The sequence below is a fragment of the Brevibacterium sp. SMBL_HHYL_HB1 genome (assembly GCF_018208375.1).
Classification (GTDB): domain Bacteria; phylum Actinomycetota; class Actinomycetes; order Actinomycetales; family Brevibacteriaceae; genus Brevibacterium; species Brevibacterium intestinavium.
Genome location: NZ_CP062936.1, coordinates 992,511 through 1,009,318, shown reverse-complemented (window position 1 = coordinate 1,009,318; position 16,808 = coordinate 992,511). Strand labels below are relative to the sequence as shown.

At 63.5% G+C, this 16,808-nt stretch carries 15 protein-coding genes; 6 read left to right on the top strand and 9 right to left on the bottom strand.

The annotated features are described in order from the left end of the window. The first annotated feature begins 51 nt into the window (after positions 1-51). Entirely contained in the window at positions 52-828 is a 777-nt protein-coding gene (locus IG171_RS04785) for an IclR family transcriptional regulator (RefSeq protein WP_212130265.1), read from the top strand. A 23-nt stretch (positions 829-851) separates the two neighbouring features. On the opposite strand, the gene IG171_RS04780 is transcribed toward IG171_RS04785, so the two are convergent. From IG171_RS04780 to IG171_RS04770, 3 genes are all read right to left on the bottom strand, one after another. After that, positions 852-2,912: a hypothetical protein gene (locus tag IG171_RS04780; RefSeq protein ID WP_212130264.1), complete on the bottom strand. Its 2,061-nt coding sequence runs from the start codon at positions 2,910-2,912 to the stop codon at positions 852-854. Between the two features lie 98 nt (positions 2,913-3,010). Beyond that, a complete protein-coding gene (locus IG171_RS04775) occupies positions 3,011-3,715 on the bottom strand; it encodes a hypothetical protein (RefSeq protein ID WP_212130262.1) in 705 nt (234 codons plus the stop codon). A 254-nt stretch (positions 3,716-3,969) separates the two neighbouring features. Next, positions 3,970-4,899, bottom strand: coding sequence for a patatin family protein (locus IG171_RS04770; protein WP_212130260.1), 930 nt, complete (start codon positions 4,897-4,899; stop codon positions 3,970-3,972). Positions 4,900-5,077: 178 nt separating this feature from the next. Between IG171_RS04770 and IG171_RS04765 the strand changes: the two genes are divergently transcribed. The 3 genes from IG171_RS04765 to IG171_RS04755 all read left to right on the top strand — a co-directional run bounded on the left by IG171_RS04765 (position 5,078) and on the right by IG171_RS04755 (position 7,535). Then, the gene (locus IG171_RS04765; protein WP_212130258.1) at positions 5,078-5,878 is read left to right on the top strand and encodes a hypothetical protein; all 801 of its coding nucleotides are present in this window, start codon (positions 5,078-5,080) and stop codon (positions 5,876-5,878) included. A gap of 371 nt (positions 5,879-6,249) precedes the next feature. Next, positions 6,250-6,801 carry a hypothetical protein gene (locus tag IG171_RS04760; protein ID WP_212130256.1) on the top strand — a complete coding sequence of 184 codons (552 nt, stop codon included), beginning with the start codon at positions 6,250-6,252 and terminating at the stop codon, positions 6,799-6,801. After that, entirely contained in the window at positions 6,798-7,535 is a 738-nt protein-coding gene (locus IG171_RS04755; protein WP_212130253.1) for an RES family NAD+ phosphorylase, read from the top strand. The genes IG171_RS04760 and IG171_RS04755 overlap by 4 nt, the downstream gene beginning before the upstream one ends. A 97-nt stretch (positions 7,536-7,632) precedes the next feature. On the opposite strand, the gene IG171_RS04750 is transcribed toward IG171_RS04755, so the two are convergent. The 6 genes from IG171_RS04750 to IG171_RS04725 all read right to left on the bottom strand — a co-directional run bounded on the left by IG171_RS04750 (position 7,633) and on the right by IG171_RS04725 (position 15,428). Beyond that, positions 7,633-8,766 (bottom strand): alanine racemase, encoded by a 1,134-nt coding sequence (locus IG171_RS04750; RefSeq protein ID WP_212130251.1) that lies wholly within the window; start codon positions 8,764-8,766, stop codon positions 7,633-7,635. 201 nt (positions 8,767-8,967) lie between these two features. After that, on the bottom strand, positions 8,968-10,983 hold the full coding sequence (locus tag IG171_RS04745) for an AarF/UbiB family protein (protein WP_212130249.1): 2,016 nt from the start codon (positions 10,981-10,983) through the stop codon (positions 8,968-8,970). Positions 10,984-11,124: 141 nt separating this feature from the next. After that, positions 11,125-11,850, bottom strand: a complete 726-nt coding sequence (locus IG171_RS04740; protein WP_212130247.1) for a haloacid dehalogenase type II — start codon at positions 11,848-11,850, stop codon at positions 11,125-11,127. 76 nt (positions 11,851-11,926) lie between these two features. After that, positions 11,927-13,207: a TRAP transporter substrate-binding protein DctP gene (gene dctP, locus IG171_RS04735; protein WP_212130245.1), complete on the bottom strand. Its 1,281-nt coding sequence runs from the start codon at positions 13,205-13,207 to the stop codon at positions 11,927-11,929. A 140-nt stretch (positions 13,208-13,347) separates the two neighbouring features. Beyond that, positions 13,348-14,883: a TRAP transporter large permease gene (locus tag IG171_RS04730; protein WP_212130244.1), complete on the bottom strand. Its 1,536-nt coding sequence runs from the start codon at positions 14,881-14,883 to the stop codon at positions 13,348-13,350. Next, entirely contained in the window at positions 14,880-15,428 is a 549-nt protein-coding gene (locus IG171_RS04725) for a TRAP transporter small permease (protein WP_212130243.1), read from the bottom strand. The genes IG171_RS04730 and IG171_RS04725 overlap by 4 nt, the downstream gene beginning before the upstream one ends. 99 nt (positions 15,429-15,527) lie before the next feature. On the opposite strand from IG171_RS04725, the gene IG171_RS04720 reads away from it, so the two are divergent. Continuing rightward, entirely contained in the window at positions 15,528-16,193 is a 666-nt protein-coding gene (locus IG171_RS04720) for a hypothetical protein (RefSeq protein WP_212130242.1), read from the top strand. A 160-nt stretch (positions 16,194-16,353) separates the two neighbouring features. Beyond that, complete coding sequence (locus tag IG171_RS04715) at positions 16,354-16,785, top strand: hypothetical protein (RefSeq protein WP_212130241.1); 432 nt, start codon at positions 16,354-16,356, stop codon at positions 16,783-16,785. The last annotated feature ends 23 nt before the right edge of the window (positions 16,786-16,808 follow it).

The window sequence follows — 16,808 nt, the reverse complement described above, 5'->3', positions numbered from 1 at the left end:
ACCATGCGCCATCGCGGTCCCTATATGTGGGATCCGTGACATACTGGTGTGATGACAGAAGACACTCGACCCGGCGCACAGGAAACCATCCCGCAGGGCACACAGACACTGGCGAAGGGCCTACAGATCATCAGTGCCATCGCTCGTGGATCGACGACTCTCAAAGCCGTCGTCGAGTCGACCGGCATCGGTCGCTCAAGTGCGCATCGAATGATCCAGCTTCTCGTGCATATGGGATACCTACGGCACGGGTCACCGGGCGAGTTCCGCTTGGGCCCGACTCTCATCGAGTACGGGTTCACCGCGCTCAATCAGGATCCGCTTCCAGTCGTCGCTCGTGAAAGCCTCGACGCTCTTGCCGCGCGAACCCAGGACACCATTCATCTTTCAGTCGAGGACGCTGAGTCGGTGCTCTACCTCCACAAGATCCCTGGGACGCGCGGTGCCGAAATGCGCTCACGCATCGGACATCGCATGCCGATGACTCGCACGGGGGTGGGAAAGGCACTGCTGTTAGGGCAAGAGGACCGTTGGGAACGAGTCTTCACAACTGAGAACCCCGGTTCTGGTTCTCCTGCGGTGGAAGCGTTCGTCAAACGAATGCGCGATTACACACGTGACGGTGCCACATTCGACCTTGAGGAGAATGAACCTGGGATCCGGTGTGTGGCCGCCCCGATCCGCGACGGCAGCGGGAGTATCGTCGCAGGAGTCTCGCTGTCAGCCACACGTCCCTATATGCCGAAAGATCGGATGCATGCGCTTGTCCCGGTGATGAAGGCCGCCGCGAAGGAGATCTCAGTGAAGCTGGGATACCAGCAGGATTAATGGCCTCGGTGGTCTGTCTGCCATCACCCCGTGTAAGAAGACACCGAATACACCTTCACCGCGCCCGCCTCATTGCCCTTCAGCAACAGGTGCGCTGCGTACCAGCTGCCGTCATCATCCGGGTCGATCGTTTCGTCTGGTCCCTTCAGTCCACAGATGACATCGCCGGCCTCGATGGAACCGGAGCCGAAGCCGCCGATACCTTCCATCAGTTCAACACCATTGCTCATGGTGTAGTCCCCGTATTCCTCATCCACGACTCCGATGAGTTCGCAGGTATCGACTTCGGTCCCGTCCTGGAGAACCAGATTGCGGTAGGTCAGCGGCGGGTTCGCAGATGCATCCCCGATGACCGTATCCAGGTCTCGCATCACCTCATCAGTGGCCATCGCACCGGCGGTGTCATCGTCGCCTTTCGCAGCCGCATCGACGAACTTCTGAACCTCCTCGACCTCCGGGACCCGGACGGCGGCTCCGTCGGCGTTGAACAGCACATCCTGAGGTTCGTATCCTCCCTTCGACCATGCCAAGCGGAGCTCCGCCTCCGCCGTGCGCTCTGCCGCGTTGTAGTCCTCGTCACCGTAGACGGCGATATTGCTCATCATCGCTGTCATATAGGGCCCGGTCATATCGACCGCGGAGACGATGCTGCGGTTGAAGTCGGCAAGCTGCTGGAAGTCCGAGTCCGCACTCCACGGCTCGATCGAAGTGATGAGGTCGAGCTTCTGGTCATAGACACCGACCGAATCCGTCACCCAGTTCCCACCCGGATAACAGACGAAGTCGATCGCGACCATCGGCTTCGGCGCGGCCAACGACGTTGTCACGTCATTGATGGCAATCGATTCCCCGTACTCCCCTTCTGCGGCCTTGCCGTCCGTGAAATCCTGTTTCGCTCCCTCGGCCGAGGTGAACTCCGCACAGGCAGGAGGGACCTCCAGCTTCGCGTTCCGAATGTCGTCCTCCGACGGAAGCTTCGGTGCCGGCAGCGCCGAGATACTCTCGTCGAATCCCTTGTCAGCCGTCACTGATTCGTCGTCCGCAGAGTCCGTGAAGTCGAACGAGCTCACCGCACCCTCATGCTGAATGCGCAGCTGACTGCCGGAGACCGCGAACCCGTCGGTCGGCGCGGACACGGCCCACAGTTGGTCACCGGTCGAGAGGTCGAGGCCTCTCACCGCGTCCGAGGTTCCGATGATGAGAACACCGTCGACGGCCGTCCACGACGGGGTGACGCGTTTGTCGCCGAGTCCGGTCACCTCGGCGGCGGAGGAATCGAGGTCCTGCGTCCACAGGACGCTGTCGGAATCGACGGCGGCAAGAGTCTGACCATCGGAGACCACCCACGGTCCGGTCTCCCCCGCCTGTGCACCGGCGATCATTGAGGCATGGGCCTCGGGATCGAGGTTCAGACCGTCATAGGTCTGATCGTTCGGCCCGGTCACTGTCCCTTCTTCGTCGACGTCGAGGGGGACCCTCGACGATGCGGGATCGGGGTCGACCTCGGCTGTGTTCTCTGCCTTCGTCATCGACCCGTCGCTGAGTGCGACCGTTCGGTTTCCACACTGGACAGCGCCGCCGGAGATTCGGCACGCGGCGGGAGTGCCCGCCAGCTTCTCCTCCTCGTCGGAGGTGTCTTCGGAGGACTCAGGGTCGAGCGCCTCGTCCAGCGGCTCGGTCTCGCCGGTATCGATATCCTGGTGCGGGATCGACACCGTCCAAGCAGGCGTATCGTCGTCCCCCACTCGGGTGAGAATCGATGTGGTCGAGCCAATGAACCGCAGGATATGAGAGGAGGTCTCACTCGCTTCGGCTGAGGCGGTCAGCGGCGCACCGTTGAGGTGCATGTCCTGACCCAATCCACTGAAGTCCATGACATCGGACTGGCTGGGAGTCTGCGCGTAGTTGGGTTCCGGATCACCGAAGGGGTTGTACCCGGAGAAGTAGGCGAAGGAGCCGCCGGCGATGAGCGCCACGACCGCGACCGCAGCAACGCCGAGCAGGACGGGCTTGGATTTCGTTTTCTTCGTCGCGCCCTGCTCGGTCGAGGGCTGTGATTCACGGAAATTCGGGTGGTTGCTCATACTCAGTGAATCTAGCAGGAGGCCCTGACGCGGTTACATTCGCTGTAGTCATTTGCTGAGATATTTCTTGCTTGCACCTGTGATCTTCGGCCGCGCTGTTACCGAAAGGCAGACCGCTCAGGTAGTCGGCTCGTTGTTAGGGTTTTTCTGTGGAAGCAGGTGAATTCGACTTCTCGGCATTCGAGAGGAGACCGACCGGAGAGGAAACCGAACAGTACTATGCCGCCGGAGAGGCGGGAGATCTGGGACCGGAGTGGAAATCCGACGAGATCGGGTGCGATGTCGCCATCGTGATCACCCTCCTCGGGGTCGGAGCGCTCTTCGGCTGCCACTGGTGGTGGGGCGCTTCGGTCGTATCGATCAGCATCGAGTTGGCTATTTTCGCGCTGCTCGTGGCCGTCGGTGCCCTCGTCCACTTCCGGGGGATCCCGGATTCGAGAGATGACCGCGTCCGTCTCGTCCAGTTCGCCAGGACGAATGGCATCAAGACGTGGTTCGGGGACTCGGACGATGACGTGCCGATCGCTGCGATGCCCGCCGAAATTCTCCCACTGCCCTCCACCGATGTCGAACGCTTCGACTGGCAGATGGCCGGTCGGGATGTGCGAGCCGGTAAATTCACGTTCTTGCGAAGAAGCGAGTACCAGCTGTCGACGACACGGCGATACATCGCCGTCCGTCATGGAGGGCAATTGCCCCGGCTGTGCTGCAAGCGGCACGACGAACTCAGAACTCACGCTGCATCGATCAAGTACTCGAGCACCGACCCCTACGATTGGCACACCGTCGCCTTCGACGACCATGATCCTCCCCGGAAGGCCGTCTTCTGCGAGAGGGGCAGCAGCACTCGGGTGAGGGAACTGTTCAGCGCCGATTTCATCGACGAACTCTTCGCCATCGAACAGGCGCGATGGATTGAGGCCGATCCCGAATGGATCTCGATCCGCCTGTACGACGGCCTGTCATCACGGTCGAACTGGGAGGATGCGATCTCGGCGATCGATCTCGTGATCACCCGGCTGCTGGAACAGCACAGACTGCACACTGCTCCAGCAGCTCACCGCAATCGTTCCGCCGCCTCCCCCACGAACTCCCGAATCGCCGGCAATTCCCGCCGCGCCTGGGACAGCCCCATCCGGTGGGCGGCTGCCAGGCGCGAGAGATCGCGGGTGCTGTTGTCGACCGGCATGCGTTCGGGAACGAACACGTGCGCTTTGCCTTCGGCCTCGAGGGCGAAGATGCGCTCGCGTGTCTCGTTGTATCGCTTCCACCGGGTCAGCAGTGCGTCGGCCAGTGCCGGGTACCGGCGGAAGATGCCGCGGTAGATCGCAGAGAATCGCTGAGGTGCCTTGCGGTAGGACCGTTCCTGAGTGAGCACGATGACGAATTTCTCGAACCCTTCGCGCTGGGCCTGGCTCAGCGCAATTCCTCCGTCCTCTCCCATAGCCCCATCGACATAGACGTGCCCGTTGAGGTGCACCGGCGGCATGAGCCCGGGCATCGTCGACGAAGCCCGGACGCGGATCATGAGGTCGTCGATGCGCGGGGTGTCCTTGCGCGACCACACGACTTCGTCACCGGATTCGGCGTCGAAGGCGATGACCCGAAGTTGGTTCGTACTCGAGTCGAACGTCTCCCAGTCGAACGGCAGGGCCTCAATCGGACCACCGGCCTTCTGATAGATGTACTCCGCATTGAACATGCCCTGCCCGCGAGCGAAGTAGCGCAGACCGCCGAACTGCTCGTCGGCGGCGAACTCGACGAAGGACCTGCGGGCACGACGGGCATCGTCGGACAGATAGTTCACGGCATTCGACGCCCCGGCGCTGATGCCGGCGACCCAATCGAAATCGAGCCCGGCGTCGAGCAGCGTGACGACCATTCCACTCGTCAGCGAAGCCCGCATACCACCGCCTTCGAAGATCAGAGCGGTGTCTTTGATGCGAGTCGTGTTCGCGGTCGTCGGTTCCTGCCCTTCTTCTGTCATAGTCGCCATCCTAACGAAGGCGCACATGCGTGGATCGTCGACTGTCAGATCCGGAACGTTCTCCGTCTTGCAGATGGTGGTGCACCCGCTTCGGCGCCTGCCAGCCGCCGCGAAGAGCTGAAAGAACTCCACCATTCATCATGACGTTTCGTGACAACCGAGCTTGTACACTGAAGCGATGAATCGACCCCATCGACGGTTCCGCTCGATCACGACCTATTCCGGCCATGCGCGTCGTCACGATTATTCCGTCACAGTTCGCCACTCCCCGTGGCGGACGAAGGTTCTTGCCCTGAGCATCGATGGCGTCGATCATCTTCCCGAGGCCGACAGCACCAATAAGGATGCAAACGTCGTCGAAGCCCGCGTCCGTGGCTGGTTCACCGTTCGCATCGTCGCCCGAAGACCGACGGTCGAGGGAAAGCTGGTCGATCGCGAGCAGATCCATGTGACCACCTCGGCGCTCGGCGACGCCGGTGAGGCAGAAATCCATGCGGGTGGCGACATCGTCCCGCTGCTGCCGGAGGCAGGAAGCCGATCAGAAGCACGCGATCTCAAGCGCACTGCACACCCGACTGGATTCGCTCTCATAGCAGGACTGATTACGATCATGCGTCTGGTCATCCCGCTCCTGGGGCTCGGAGCGCTCCTGTCCTTCCTCGCCGAACCGGTCAAGGCCTGGCTGTCTCGACATCTCACGCCGCTTCTCGAACCGGTCATGAACTGGCTGGCGCGTATGCTCGAACCACTCGGGTCCCTGCTGTCTGCCATCGGCCGCTTCCTCGGCTGGCTGTTCGATATCCTCTTCGGCTGGTTGCCCAGCATCGATCTCCCCTTCGATATCCCGGACTGGGTGTGGACGACAGCGAAGATCAGCGTGCTCGCACTCATTGCGTTCTCGGTCAGTCGAGCCAGCCTCAAACGCCGGAAGAAGCTGCTTGAGGAGGCGAGCGCAGAGGCCAGGCGTGACAATCAGTGACGTCATACCTCGACTCGCCGCCCACTGAGCGCATTCCTCCGGTCGTCATCTTCATCTCGAAGTCAGGGACGAACTCGATCGCCCCTCGGCGGAGGTCATGTGCACGAAGGAACTCGGACATCCCTTCCACTCAAACGCTGCCTCGGTTCCGTCAGATTGCTGCGGCCCCGATGCCCGTCCACGAGCAGCCGTCCTCCGCACAGAGAATGCAGCAATCCGCTACGATTCAATCGGCCTTCACCGGTTGCTACAACTGGAGGACAGTTTGGAGGCATACTGTGACCGCAAACGCGTATGGGTTCTCGCAGCGCCACCAAGCACACGCCGAGGGACGCGAATCGTCGCAGGCCAGCGCTGAGGGCCTGAGCCCCATGGACGTCGAGAACGCCCTCGAGCTTTACCGGGCCATCATCAAGGAACAGCTCCACGAACGCTCATCTCTGACTCGCCGCTTGGCCCACTCCTATCTATCGAAGACTGGGCCGCTCATTTCCGAAGAGACTCAAAGACAGGCACAGCGCAATGTGTCGTTCCGTGCTCGCCTGCTGGAAGAAGAGGGGGCAGAGACTTACGAATCTCTGGCTGTCCTGCGCGGACGTTCGCAGAGCACGACGCGCGCCTGGGTGGCACGCCACCGTGACAGGCTCACCATGTTCACCATCGAAGTGGAGGGCAAGACGCTCATCCCCAAGGTGCAGCTGACTGACCGGGGAGGTCTGAAGAAGAACGTCGCCGCGCTCATCACTCCGCTGCTGAAGGCCGAAATCGGTGCTTGGGGACTATGGTCCTGGTTGACCGCTCCTACAGGTCTGCTCAGTGATGAGATACCAGCGGTGGTTGCGGAAACGCATCCGGATCGTGCGCTGACGGCCGCGGAGCTCTATGCGGAAGATCTCAGGGACGCGAAGGCTCGAATTGGATGAGCCCGGTCATCCTGCCGAAGGAACGACTCGACTGCCCTGATCCCGCACGGTGCCCAGTCGCGGTCAGAGAGCTCACCGAGGCCGCCGGAGACGGCAAAGTGCCAGCGACTTCGCTGAAGGCCGACAGCGAGTGGTTCCGAGTGTTCAACGCCGTGGACGGGTATGCCACACGCAATCCGGGTCAGTGCAACTCGCGATTCTCCCCGTTCGACGACGAGTCGAGCGGAGAGCGTGTCCCCAGCATATATCTCGCCGAGAGTCTTGAAGCCACTCTGCTTGAAACCAGCTTCCATGACGTCCCGATCAAGACACCCCGGGAAGTGAACGTCTCCACTCTCTTCGGAAAAGCTCATGCCAGAGTCAGACTTCCGACCGATCTTCTGATAGCGGACCTTCGGGACGCTTCACTGAGAACATTGGGCATCGAACGCAGCGCCGTCGCCTCCAGTCCGCGAGAACATTACCCGTGCGCCCGGCGAGTGGCGAAGCACATCCATTCTTCGATGCAGGACGTCGCCGGAATCGTATGGCACTCACGACAAGCCGAGATCAATCAACAACCGGCAGCGAAAGTGCTCATCGTCTTCGCTGATCGCGTGCCCACTGAGCGCGGTGACTGGCAGCTCGTGCCCGATAGATCATCGTTCGGCGCGCTGCTCGAAGGTTCTGGGTGGTTGCTTGTCGATCGGCTCGCGGACTCACTCGGCGTCACACTCGTCGACGAACTCTCCTGAATCTCTCCGAGGCTGCACGTTGCCCTTATTCAGCCTCGTCACGCCGACGTTACATTCGCGCCTGTTCGTCTCGCTCCGGCGTAGCTCGCCGAGGTCGTCAGTTCAGCTGGCCCTGCGCGTCCACGCGCCAGCGGTCGATGAGCTCACCGTCGGAGTTCGCAATGATCAGCTCGTCGAAGCTGTTGACGACCGGGCAGACGTGATGGGGGACGATGGCCACGCTCTGGCCCACCGCCGGTCGGGCACCGTCATCGGGCAGCCGGAGAAATCCGTGGTACTCGTTCAGGGCCGAGAGTCGACCATCGTAGCTCGGCACCCGGCCGTAGCCGCGCTTGTCGTCTCCTTCGCGGGAGAGCGCTTTCGTTCCCGCGTCGACGATGACGTGTTCGTGCCCTTGGTCGCTGACGACGGTGCTTGCGACGAACAGACCGATATCGGAAGCCTCGCAGTCGCCGATGAGGAGGTTGTCGAAGTCGTTGAAGACGTACTCGCCCGGCCGAATCTCGGTGATCACCGAATCGGTGCTGAACTGCGCGGTCGGAGTCGACCCGGCGCTGACCACCTGCGGTTCGATCCCGTGCTCGTCCAGTGAGGACACGGCACGGGCGAGCGCCTCTGCCTGATCGGCCGCGGCTCCTTCGGCCGTATCGGCCGAACCTCCGTGCCCCGGATAGGTGAAGACCCCCAGTGGCTTGAGCCCCCGGTCTCGGGCATGGGCGGCGAGCGCACCGGCTTCTGCGGCAGTCGCACCGGATCGGCGCGCACCGCAGTCGACCTCGACGACGATGCCCAGAGAACTCCCGAACTCACCGACCGCCTCGGCGAGACGGTCGATGCCGGCATAGCTCTCGGCTCCCACACTCAACTGCGTCTTCTGCACCAGCTGCTGCAAACGAGGAGCCTTCGTGCCCACGGCCCACAGCGGGTAGGCGATGAGAATGTTCGAGCACCCGGCTTCAGCGAAGATCTCAGCCTCACTCAGATTGCCTGCCGTCAGCCCGGCGGCTCCCGCCTCGAGCTGCATCCGACCGATGCGCACGCTCTTGTGCGTCTTCACATGTGGGCGCAACTGTTTTCCGTGCTCATCGGCAAAGGCCTGCATCCGCGCGATATTGTCGGCGACCACATCGATGAGCACGATGGGCGCCGGTGTGCTCACCTGGCAGCCGAGAGACTCCAGTACGGACTCGAACAGATCCGCCTGATCGGCAACCTCGGACGTCGACGGCATCAGCAGTCACCGCCGCGAACAGCTGGGCAATGCGCCAACAACGACTGTGCACCATCGGCGCCGAGCATAAACGCAGTGCGGCCCGGCCCGATGTCTCCTCGGACCCTGGGGACGACGCTGACCGACTTGCTCATGACAGCACGCTAACCCGCGCACGCTGAGTTTGAAAAGACCTCGTCGCCTGCCATCCCTGCCGGGAAGCTACCCCAGACCGTCCCACACCATCCGTTGCCGCAGCGCCGGTGCCAGCACCAGTGCGGCGATGACACAGCCGGCCAACAGCACCCAGGCGCCGAAGTAGGTGAAGAGCTTGAGCTCGGGGGCCAGCGCCGGGCCGAAGTCCGCGGCCATGAGGATCACTCCCCCGAGGATCAGCGCCGTCGACACGATCACCTGGATGAACTGCTCGACGGTGGACTTGAGCAGGTTCTTGATCATCGAGATGTTCAGACCGCTCGTGCCGACGTCGAGGGTTCCATCCTGCAGGTGGCCGGCGATGCGTGAGAGCTGTCCGGGCAGCTCGGCCATCTGCGGTGCGGTCGCGGCCGCGTAGAGTGTCAGTTCCTGCCGGTCGACGCCCAGTCCCCCGACTTCGCGCAGCAGCGTTCTGCCGTGATGGGTCACCAGTGCCAAGAGGTTGAGTTCGGGAACGAGCCGGGTGATCGACCCCTCGAGGGTGCTGATCGCGCGGAAGGCCGTGGCCACCGATACCGGCATCGGGAACCCGAAGTCGACGACGAAGTCGATGAGCTCACCGAACAGTGCCGCCGAGGTCGACCCCGGCAGACCGTCACCGTACTTGAGCATGATCTGCCCGATCTCCCGCTGCAGCTCCCGCAGGTTCACATCACTCGGCGTTCCCAACAGCTCCAGGATCGCGGCCGTCGCCGCCTGTGAGTTCTGGGAATCGAAGGCCATGAGCAGAAGCGCGATGGCACGCCGGTCGCGTTTGTCGATGCGGCCGACGGCCCCGAAGTCGACCAGTCCGGCTCGACCCGATTGCGAGATGACGATATTGCCCGGATGAAGGTCGGCGTGGAAGATGCCCTTGCCGAGCACCTGACGCACGACCATGAGGAACAGGTCCTCAGCGATCTCCCGGCGTGCGATCTCAGACAGACTGTCGACGACCTCGGGGGCGTGGGACAGCGGAGTGCCCTCGACGAGGTCCATGACGAGGACGTACTCGCCGGACAGCTCCCTGTGCACGTGCGGAATGTGGACGACCGAGTCCGTATGCGTTGACGACCGTCCGGCCTCATCGGCGAGCCTGAGCGCTTCGATATGCCTGAGTTCCCCGCGGTAGTCGAGTTCGCCCTGCAGGGAGTCGACGAAGCTGTGGGCGAGCTTGCCGATGCCGATCTTCTGCGCCCACTCCGTCGTCCGCTCCAGGCGTTCGGCCAGCGTGAGGACGATATCGCAGTCGGCGCGGACCTGTTTGCGGATCTTCGGTCGCTGCACCTTCACCGCCACCGCACGGCCATCCCAGGTCACCGCCCGGTGGACCTGAGCGACCGAGGCGCCGGCGAAGGGCATCTCGTCGAACTCGGCGAACACCTCGGCGACGGGCCTGCCCCATTCGGCCTCGAGCTGGTCCTTGACCTCGGAGAAGGCCACGGGCTTCACCCCGGCCTGCAGGGTGGAGAACTCCTCGACGAACTCGTGCGGGATCATGTCTCCGCGGGTGGCGATGAACTGGCCGAGTTTGATGAAGGTGACACCGGACGCGGCCAAGGCGTCACGAGTGGTCGAGGCGATCTCACGCAAGGACACCCGCAAGGTCGGAATCCGCGGTTTGAGGTAGCGGGAGAGGCCGAACTTGATGAGGATCTTCTGGATCTGCGCGAGCCGGTTGAGACGCCGGTACCAGGTCGGGATCTTCGGAGCGTTGCGGATGATCGAACTCAGCGTGCCCGAGGGCATGATGAGTTCGATCGCGAGCAGGACGAACATCTGGATGACAATGAACCAGGCGAAGAGCAGCAGGAAGACCATGATCGCCGGGAAGCTCATATCCAGGGTCGGATAGTATCCGCCGGCGGAGATACCGAGCATCTTGTAAGCCTGGAGGGTGATGGGCCAGATCGACAGGCCCATGATGAGGGAGACGATCGTGTTGCGGGCGGCTCCGGTGCCGGTGAACATCATCCGCCGGACGAGGAATCCGACGATGAGCGCGCTGAGGACACCCAGCCCGATGGAGTAGAGGATCGTCACCCGTCATCCTTCCGTCGTCTGTCTCCCCCCGCCGAGGTGCTGCAGCGTTCGCCGAGGTGCCCCGGACCTCGGCGCGGTGAACCGCGGCTCGGTGCCCTCACCAGCCTAATAGATCAGGGGTGGCTGAGAATGAGTCGTGACTCATGCAGAGAACGCTTCATCCACGGCATCGGCGAAAGCGGCCATCGACGGATACTCAGCATCGACTGCAACGTCGCTTCGAGGGTCCGGGGTCGCACCCCAGCCCGGACGATCGTGACGACGATTGATCCAGACCCCCGGCACGCCGATAGCCTTACGCGGCGCATGGTCGTGGAAGAGCGACTGGGCAACATGGAGAAGTCTGCCAGTCTGCCCGATCTCTTCGACCCGAGTGGCAAGGGCATCGAAATTCGCGGGGTTCGGCTTGTAGGAGCCGACGTCTTCGGCGGTGATGATCTCATCGAACTCGACACCGAGTCGGCGATTGCTGGCGGCAAAGCCCTCGCGGTTGACGTTGGAGAGGATGATGAGCTGATAGTGCTTCTTCAGCCGGGTCAGTGCGTCCTGAGAATCCGGGAACGCCGGCCAATCGGGGACTGAGGTGCCCAACGCGTCCGCTTCGTCATCGGTGACGGGATAGCCCAAGGCATCTCCGGTGCGACGGAAGGCCTCGCGCAGGGCATCGGGGTAGAGAGTCCCGGGGGCTTCGCGCAGGACGGCTGCCTCGTTCTCGGAGTACGCGACTAAGGCCTCTTCGTCGGTCATCTCAGGGTTGTGTCGGCGAGCCCAGGGGCCGATGACGGCCGCGATTCCCGCTTCCCAATCGATGAGCGTGCCGTAGCAGTCGAAACTCAACGATTCGAACTGAGTCAGATCGATGGACATGGATGGTTCTCCTTGATGTCGAATATGGAACGAGTGGGAGTGACCGACGGTGCGTGCCACCGCAGCCTCAGCCCGATCACTCCGGCCGATGCTCGGCCATGACCGTGTCGAACAGTGCATCGCCGAGGTCGTCGTAGGAAGCGTCCTCCGGGTACCACTCATCGAGCGAGGCGAAGTCGCCCTTGTCGTCGAAGCCGAGGTCGGTCACGGTCTTCTGCCACTCCTCCCCCGCACTGCTCAGCGTCGAGGGGACATCGGCGACGTCGGCCTTCTGGGCGGTCTTGTCCGACAGCGTCTTCGCATACGTCGCGATCTGCTTCTGCACATCATCATCGAAGGGTTCGACGGACCCGTCGTTGTCCTTCGCCTGTTCAACCGCCTGAGCCTTGGCTCCGATGACGACTTCCATCATGGTGGAGAACGTCGTCGACATCGCGTCGAAGACCACCTGCTGGTAGGCCACCGGCAGCTCGGAGTACTTCCTGCCCGCCACGATCGCTCCGGCCGAGCGAGCGATGCCCGCATCGGAGGCGACACCGATGTTCGGTGCGACCTCGAAGGTGCCGGCCTCGACGTTCGGGGCCAGCTGCCCGAGATCGCAGTCGACGGTGCCCCGCTGCAGCGCCTCATAGGTTTCGGGGAACGACAAAGACACCGGGGTCGCGCCCAGGTCGGTCACCTGTTTGCCGGCGGCGGACGAACCGACGCGGATCTGCTGGCCCTTCCAATCATCGGCCGAGGTCATCGGTTCGGAGCACATCGTCGAGTATCCGCCGGCGGCGAGCATCGGGATGAGGGGAACGAGGTCCTTGTCCTCGAACTCGGCGAGGACCTCGGGCGTCTCCCAGGCGGTTTGGACACCGGCCGCATTCGCCGCCAGGTCACTGGCCACCGGCGACGACGGCAGCGTCGACATCGCGGTGCCCAGGGCGTCGAAGGCGGGATATTCGGCCGGGGTGTAGGACGGCAGGGTGAATGCGAGGTCGACGCGGCCGTCGGCCAGGGCATCATCGACGTCGTCGTAGCTGGCGATCGCCTGACCCCAGACGACGTCGACGGTGATCTTCCCGCCCGAGCGCTCCTCGATGGCCTTCTTCACGTCGAGCCCGTTGGGCGCGAGGATCGACTTCTCCGACATCGCCGAGGGCTGGAACTTCAGCGTCACCGGGTCGAGGTCGGCCAGTGCCTCATCGATCTCATCCTGCGACGCATCCGCGGCGAAGCCCTCCCCCGCGGAGGCCTCCGAATCCGAACCGCTCCCACCGACGGATCCCGCACACCCGGCGAGCAGGGCCAAAGACGCGAGCATCGCGGTGACGGTGGCGGGGCGGGCTGCCGCCGAACGGATGCGTTTCATGAGACTCCTTTGAACGACGGCTGAGAATTCTCTTCGATCATAGATCCGAATGAGGTCACCCTCACCATGACTCCGCTCACACCGTGTGCAAGCCCCGGGTCGGCGGGGTCGACGATCGGGTGGGGCCGCCTCGGCGAGGGTCAGCCTGCGGCCATTCCGCCGCTGGTGCGTTCGATGAGGTCAGGCAGCCATTCCGTCATTCCGGGGGCGGCGATCATGAGGACGAGGAAGACCACGGCCACGGGCAGGAACCACAGCAGTGAGATGAAGATGTCGCGCAGTGAGACCGTGTGGCCGAGGTTGACCTCGGGGTCCGTCGCGATGCTGTGGACGATATAGGGAATGATGCCGACCGGCGGGGTGATCATGCCGAATTCGCCGAGGAGGACGACGAAGACCCCGAACCACAGCGGGCTGACCCCCATCGTCTCGAGCGCCGGCAGCAGGATGGGGATGGTCAGCAGCATCATCGACATGGTGTCGAAGAACATGCCCATGATGACGTAGAGGACGATGAGCACGAGCAGGAAGCCCACCGTCGACAGGCCGAGGCTCGTGATGAACCCGGTGAGGATGGGGGCGAGTCCGGTGATCGCCAGCAGACTGGTGAGCATCGTCGCGCCGATCATGATGAAGAAGATCGCCGAGGTGGCCGACACCGTCGCCAGCGCCGATTCGGCGACCTTCTGCCACGGAAGGTCGTGCCTCTTCTCCCACAGGCACAGCAGAACCGAGCAGAGTGCGGCCGCAGCCCCGGCCTCAGTGGGGGTGAAGATGCCGGAGAACATGCCGCCGAAGAGCACGACGAGGATGATGGCGAAGCCCCAGATGCCGACCAGGGAGGTGAAGCGGTCACGCCACGTGGGTCGGGTCCGATCGGTGGTGCCGATGCCGCGGCCGACGAGTCTCGGGGCGATGAGGCCGATGGCGAAGATGAAGACGGCGAAGCAGATCGCCAGCAGGATGCCGGGCAGGGCGCCCGCCATGAGGGCGGGGCCGACCGGCACGGAGGCGATTCCGGCGTAGACGACCATGAGGATCGACGGTGGGATGAGGTTGCCGGTCATTCCCGAGACCATGATCGTGCCGACGGCCATGCGTCTGTCGTAGCCGGCCTTGAGCATCTCGGGGATTCCGGCTCGGCCGAGTGCGTAGGTCATGCCGATCGTCGATCCGGTCACGGCGGACAGTCCGGCTCCGGCGAAGGTCGTGCCGATGCCGATGCCGCCGGGCAGCCAGCTGAACCAGTGGTCGGCGACGCGGTAGATCTTCGTCGACAGTCCGGATCGGGTGAGCAGCATGCCCATGAAGATGAACATCGGCAGCACGCTCAGCGTCCAGTCCGAGACGGCGCTGAAGGGTGCTGTGGCCAGGATGTTCATGGTCGCCGGGATGCCGGACACGGCGTAGACGCCGATGATCGACGGCACGGACAGGGCGATGGCCACGGGCACGGACAGGAACAGGAGGACCAGCATCATGGCGATGCACCACGCTCCCCCGATGGCCGCGCTCGGGCTGGTGAAGAGACCGGCGAGGCAGACGGCGACGAGCCCGAATCCGATGGTGAGGGCAAGTGCGCCGGGGCGATCGCGACGGGAGCCGGAGGGAAAGAGCGTCTGGGGTGCGCCGGTGGCCTCCGGCGGCAGGGCCGCAGAATCGGTGTTCGCGTTCACAGTTCGCTTCCGTCGGCGATTGTTCTGGTCTCGGGTTCGGCCGGTTGGCCGGTCACGAGGTCGAGGTCGGTCTGTCTGGTGCGGGCGATGACGATGGCGTCGAGGACATAGAGCACGGCCAGGAGGACGAAGACGACGGGGACGAGGAAGTAGACCGGCCAGGTGATGATGTCGGAGACGTCGGCTGTCGACCCGATCGCCATGTTCTCCAAGGCCCTGCCGAACCCGAACCAGGCGAAGGAGAGGGACACGAGCACGCCGAGGACGCAGGCGAAGACCTTGAACACCGAGGCGGTGGCCGGGCGTGCCCGTTCGATGGCCATTGTGACGGTGATGTGCTCCTTCTGCAGCTGGGCGGCCGGAATGCCGAGCAGAGCCACGACGGGTAAGTACCAGTATTCGACGATCTCGTTGGTGCCGTAGATCGGGGCGTCGAAGAGCGAGCGGGCGAGCGCGTGTACGACGATGTGGACCATCATCACGATGATCGCGGCCGCTGTGGTGATCGTCAGGCATTTGCCGAGGACTCTGGTGAAGGTGAGCATCACTCTTCACCTTAGCCCGCGGCCGAGGGGTGGGGTGCTGATCGTTCAGGACTGGAACCGTCTCCGCCTGCCGCATCCACGGCTCGATACGATGAGCGCATGCGTAAGGGCAGAGACGAGAAGGAAGGGGAAGAAGCGAGCGCCCGGCCGCACTGGTACGAATACCGAACGGGTTTCATGGGCGAAGTGGGCAGCGTCCTTACGCGCACGCTGGGCGGTTTCGCGATCGGCGTGCTGATCGCCGCGATCATCACAATCGTCACAGCCATGGCCGTCGAAGACCGCAGCGTGTCCGGGGTTCTGGCTTCCAACGGCATCCCCGACAGCGCGATCGATGCCATCAGTGAGGCGACTGACCAGCTGGCACGGATGAGTCTCCGTGTGCTCCTGGTGCTCGGATTCATCGCGCCGGGGCTCGTCGCCCTCGGCCACTGTCTCCGCGACATCGCGGTCTCACGGTCCGTCCGCGAGGCCGCAGCCAACGGTGCACCGCGTTCGTCTGTGCCCACTCCCGAACAGGTTGCCGGCATCGTCCAGCAGAAGTTCCATCAGCTCTGGTGGTACCTCTACTTCGGTCTGCCCGTTCCCGCGCTCGTCCTGACCATATTGATCCTGACAGTCAGCGCCGAGGCTCCCGTGCTGTCCTTGGTCAGCGCCCTCTTCCTCGTCGCCGTCGCTTTCGGATATCGCCGTCTGCACAGATCCATCGAGCCGCAGCACCAGCGCCGAAAACTGCGCATCGGGGGAACACTGGACAGCCGATGACGAACAGTCCGTCTGGGACCTGGCAGGCAAGTCCAGTGCCGCCGAAGGCCAGCACTCAGCGGCACGGGGCGCATCGCGGTGGACGAGGGACCGACGCGTCACCCTCGGGCGCCGACTCACGTATGCCGCTATCGCCCTCGGCTGCTTCGGAGGCGAAGCGATGTACATGCTCCTCATGCTGCTCTACCCCCAGGCGAATCGGTACACCCGAGAGACGGGACCCCGGGCCGATTATCCGCCGGAGGTCGAACACATCATCGGCGTCACGCTCACGGTGCTCATCGTCGTGTTCGTCTTGGTCCTGGTGGTGGCGATCATCGGCATCCTGTTGGAAGCTGCCGGCCGCGCGTCGGAACGGGAGAGCCTCCAGGCGATCATCGATGACCCCACGGCTGCGCGTCCGCCTCGAGTGGCCTTGGTCGAATACGGATTCCGGCAGTCGGCTCGCTTGGCGCAGGGGTTGGCGATCATCTCCGCCATCGCCATAGTGTTCGCGACCGCGACCATCATTCTCGGAGCGGTCGAAAGCCCGGCTTCTCCGGGGCTGTCGCGACCTTCGCTTCGTTCCGGCTTCCCGCAGTCATCGTCGTGATCGCTGGGGTTGTCCTCTTCGTG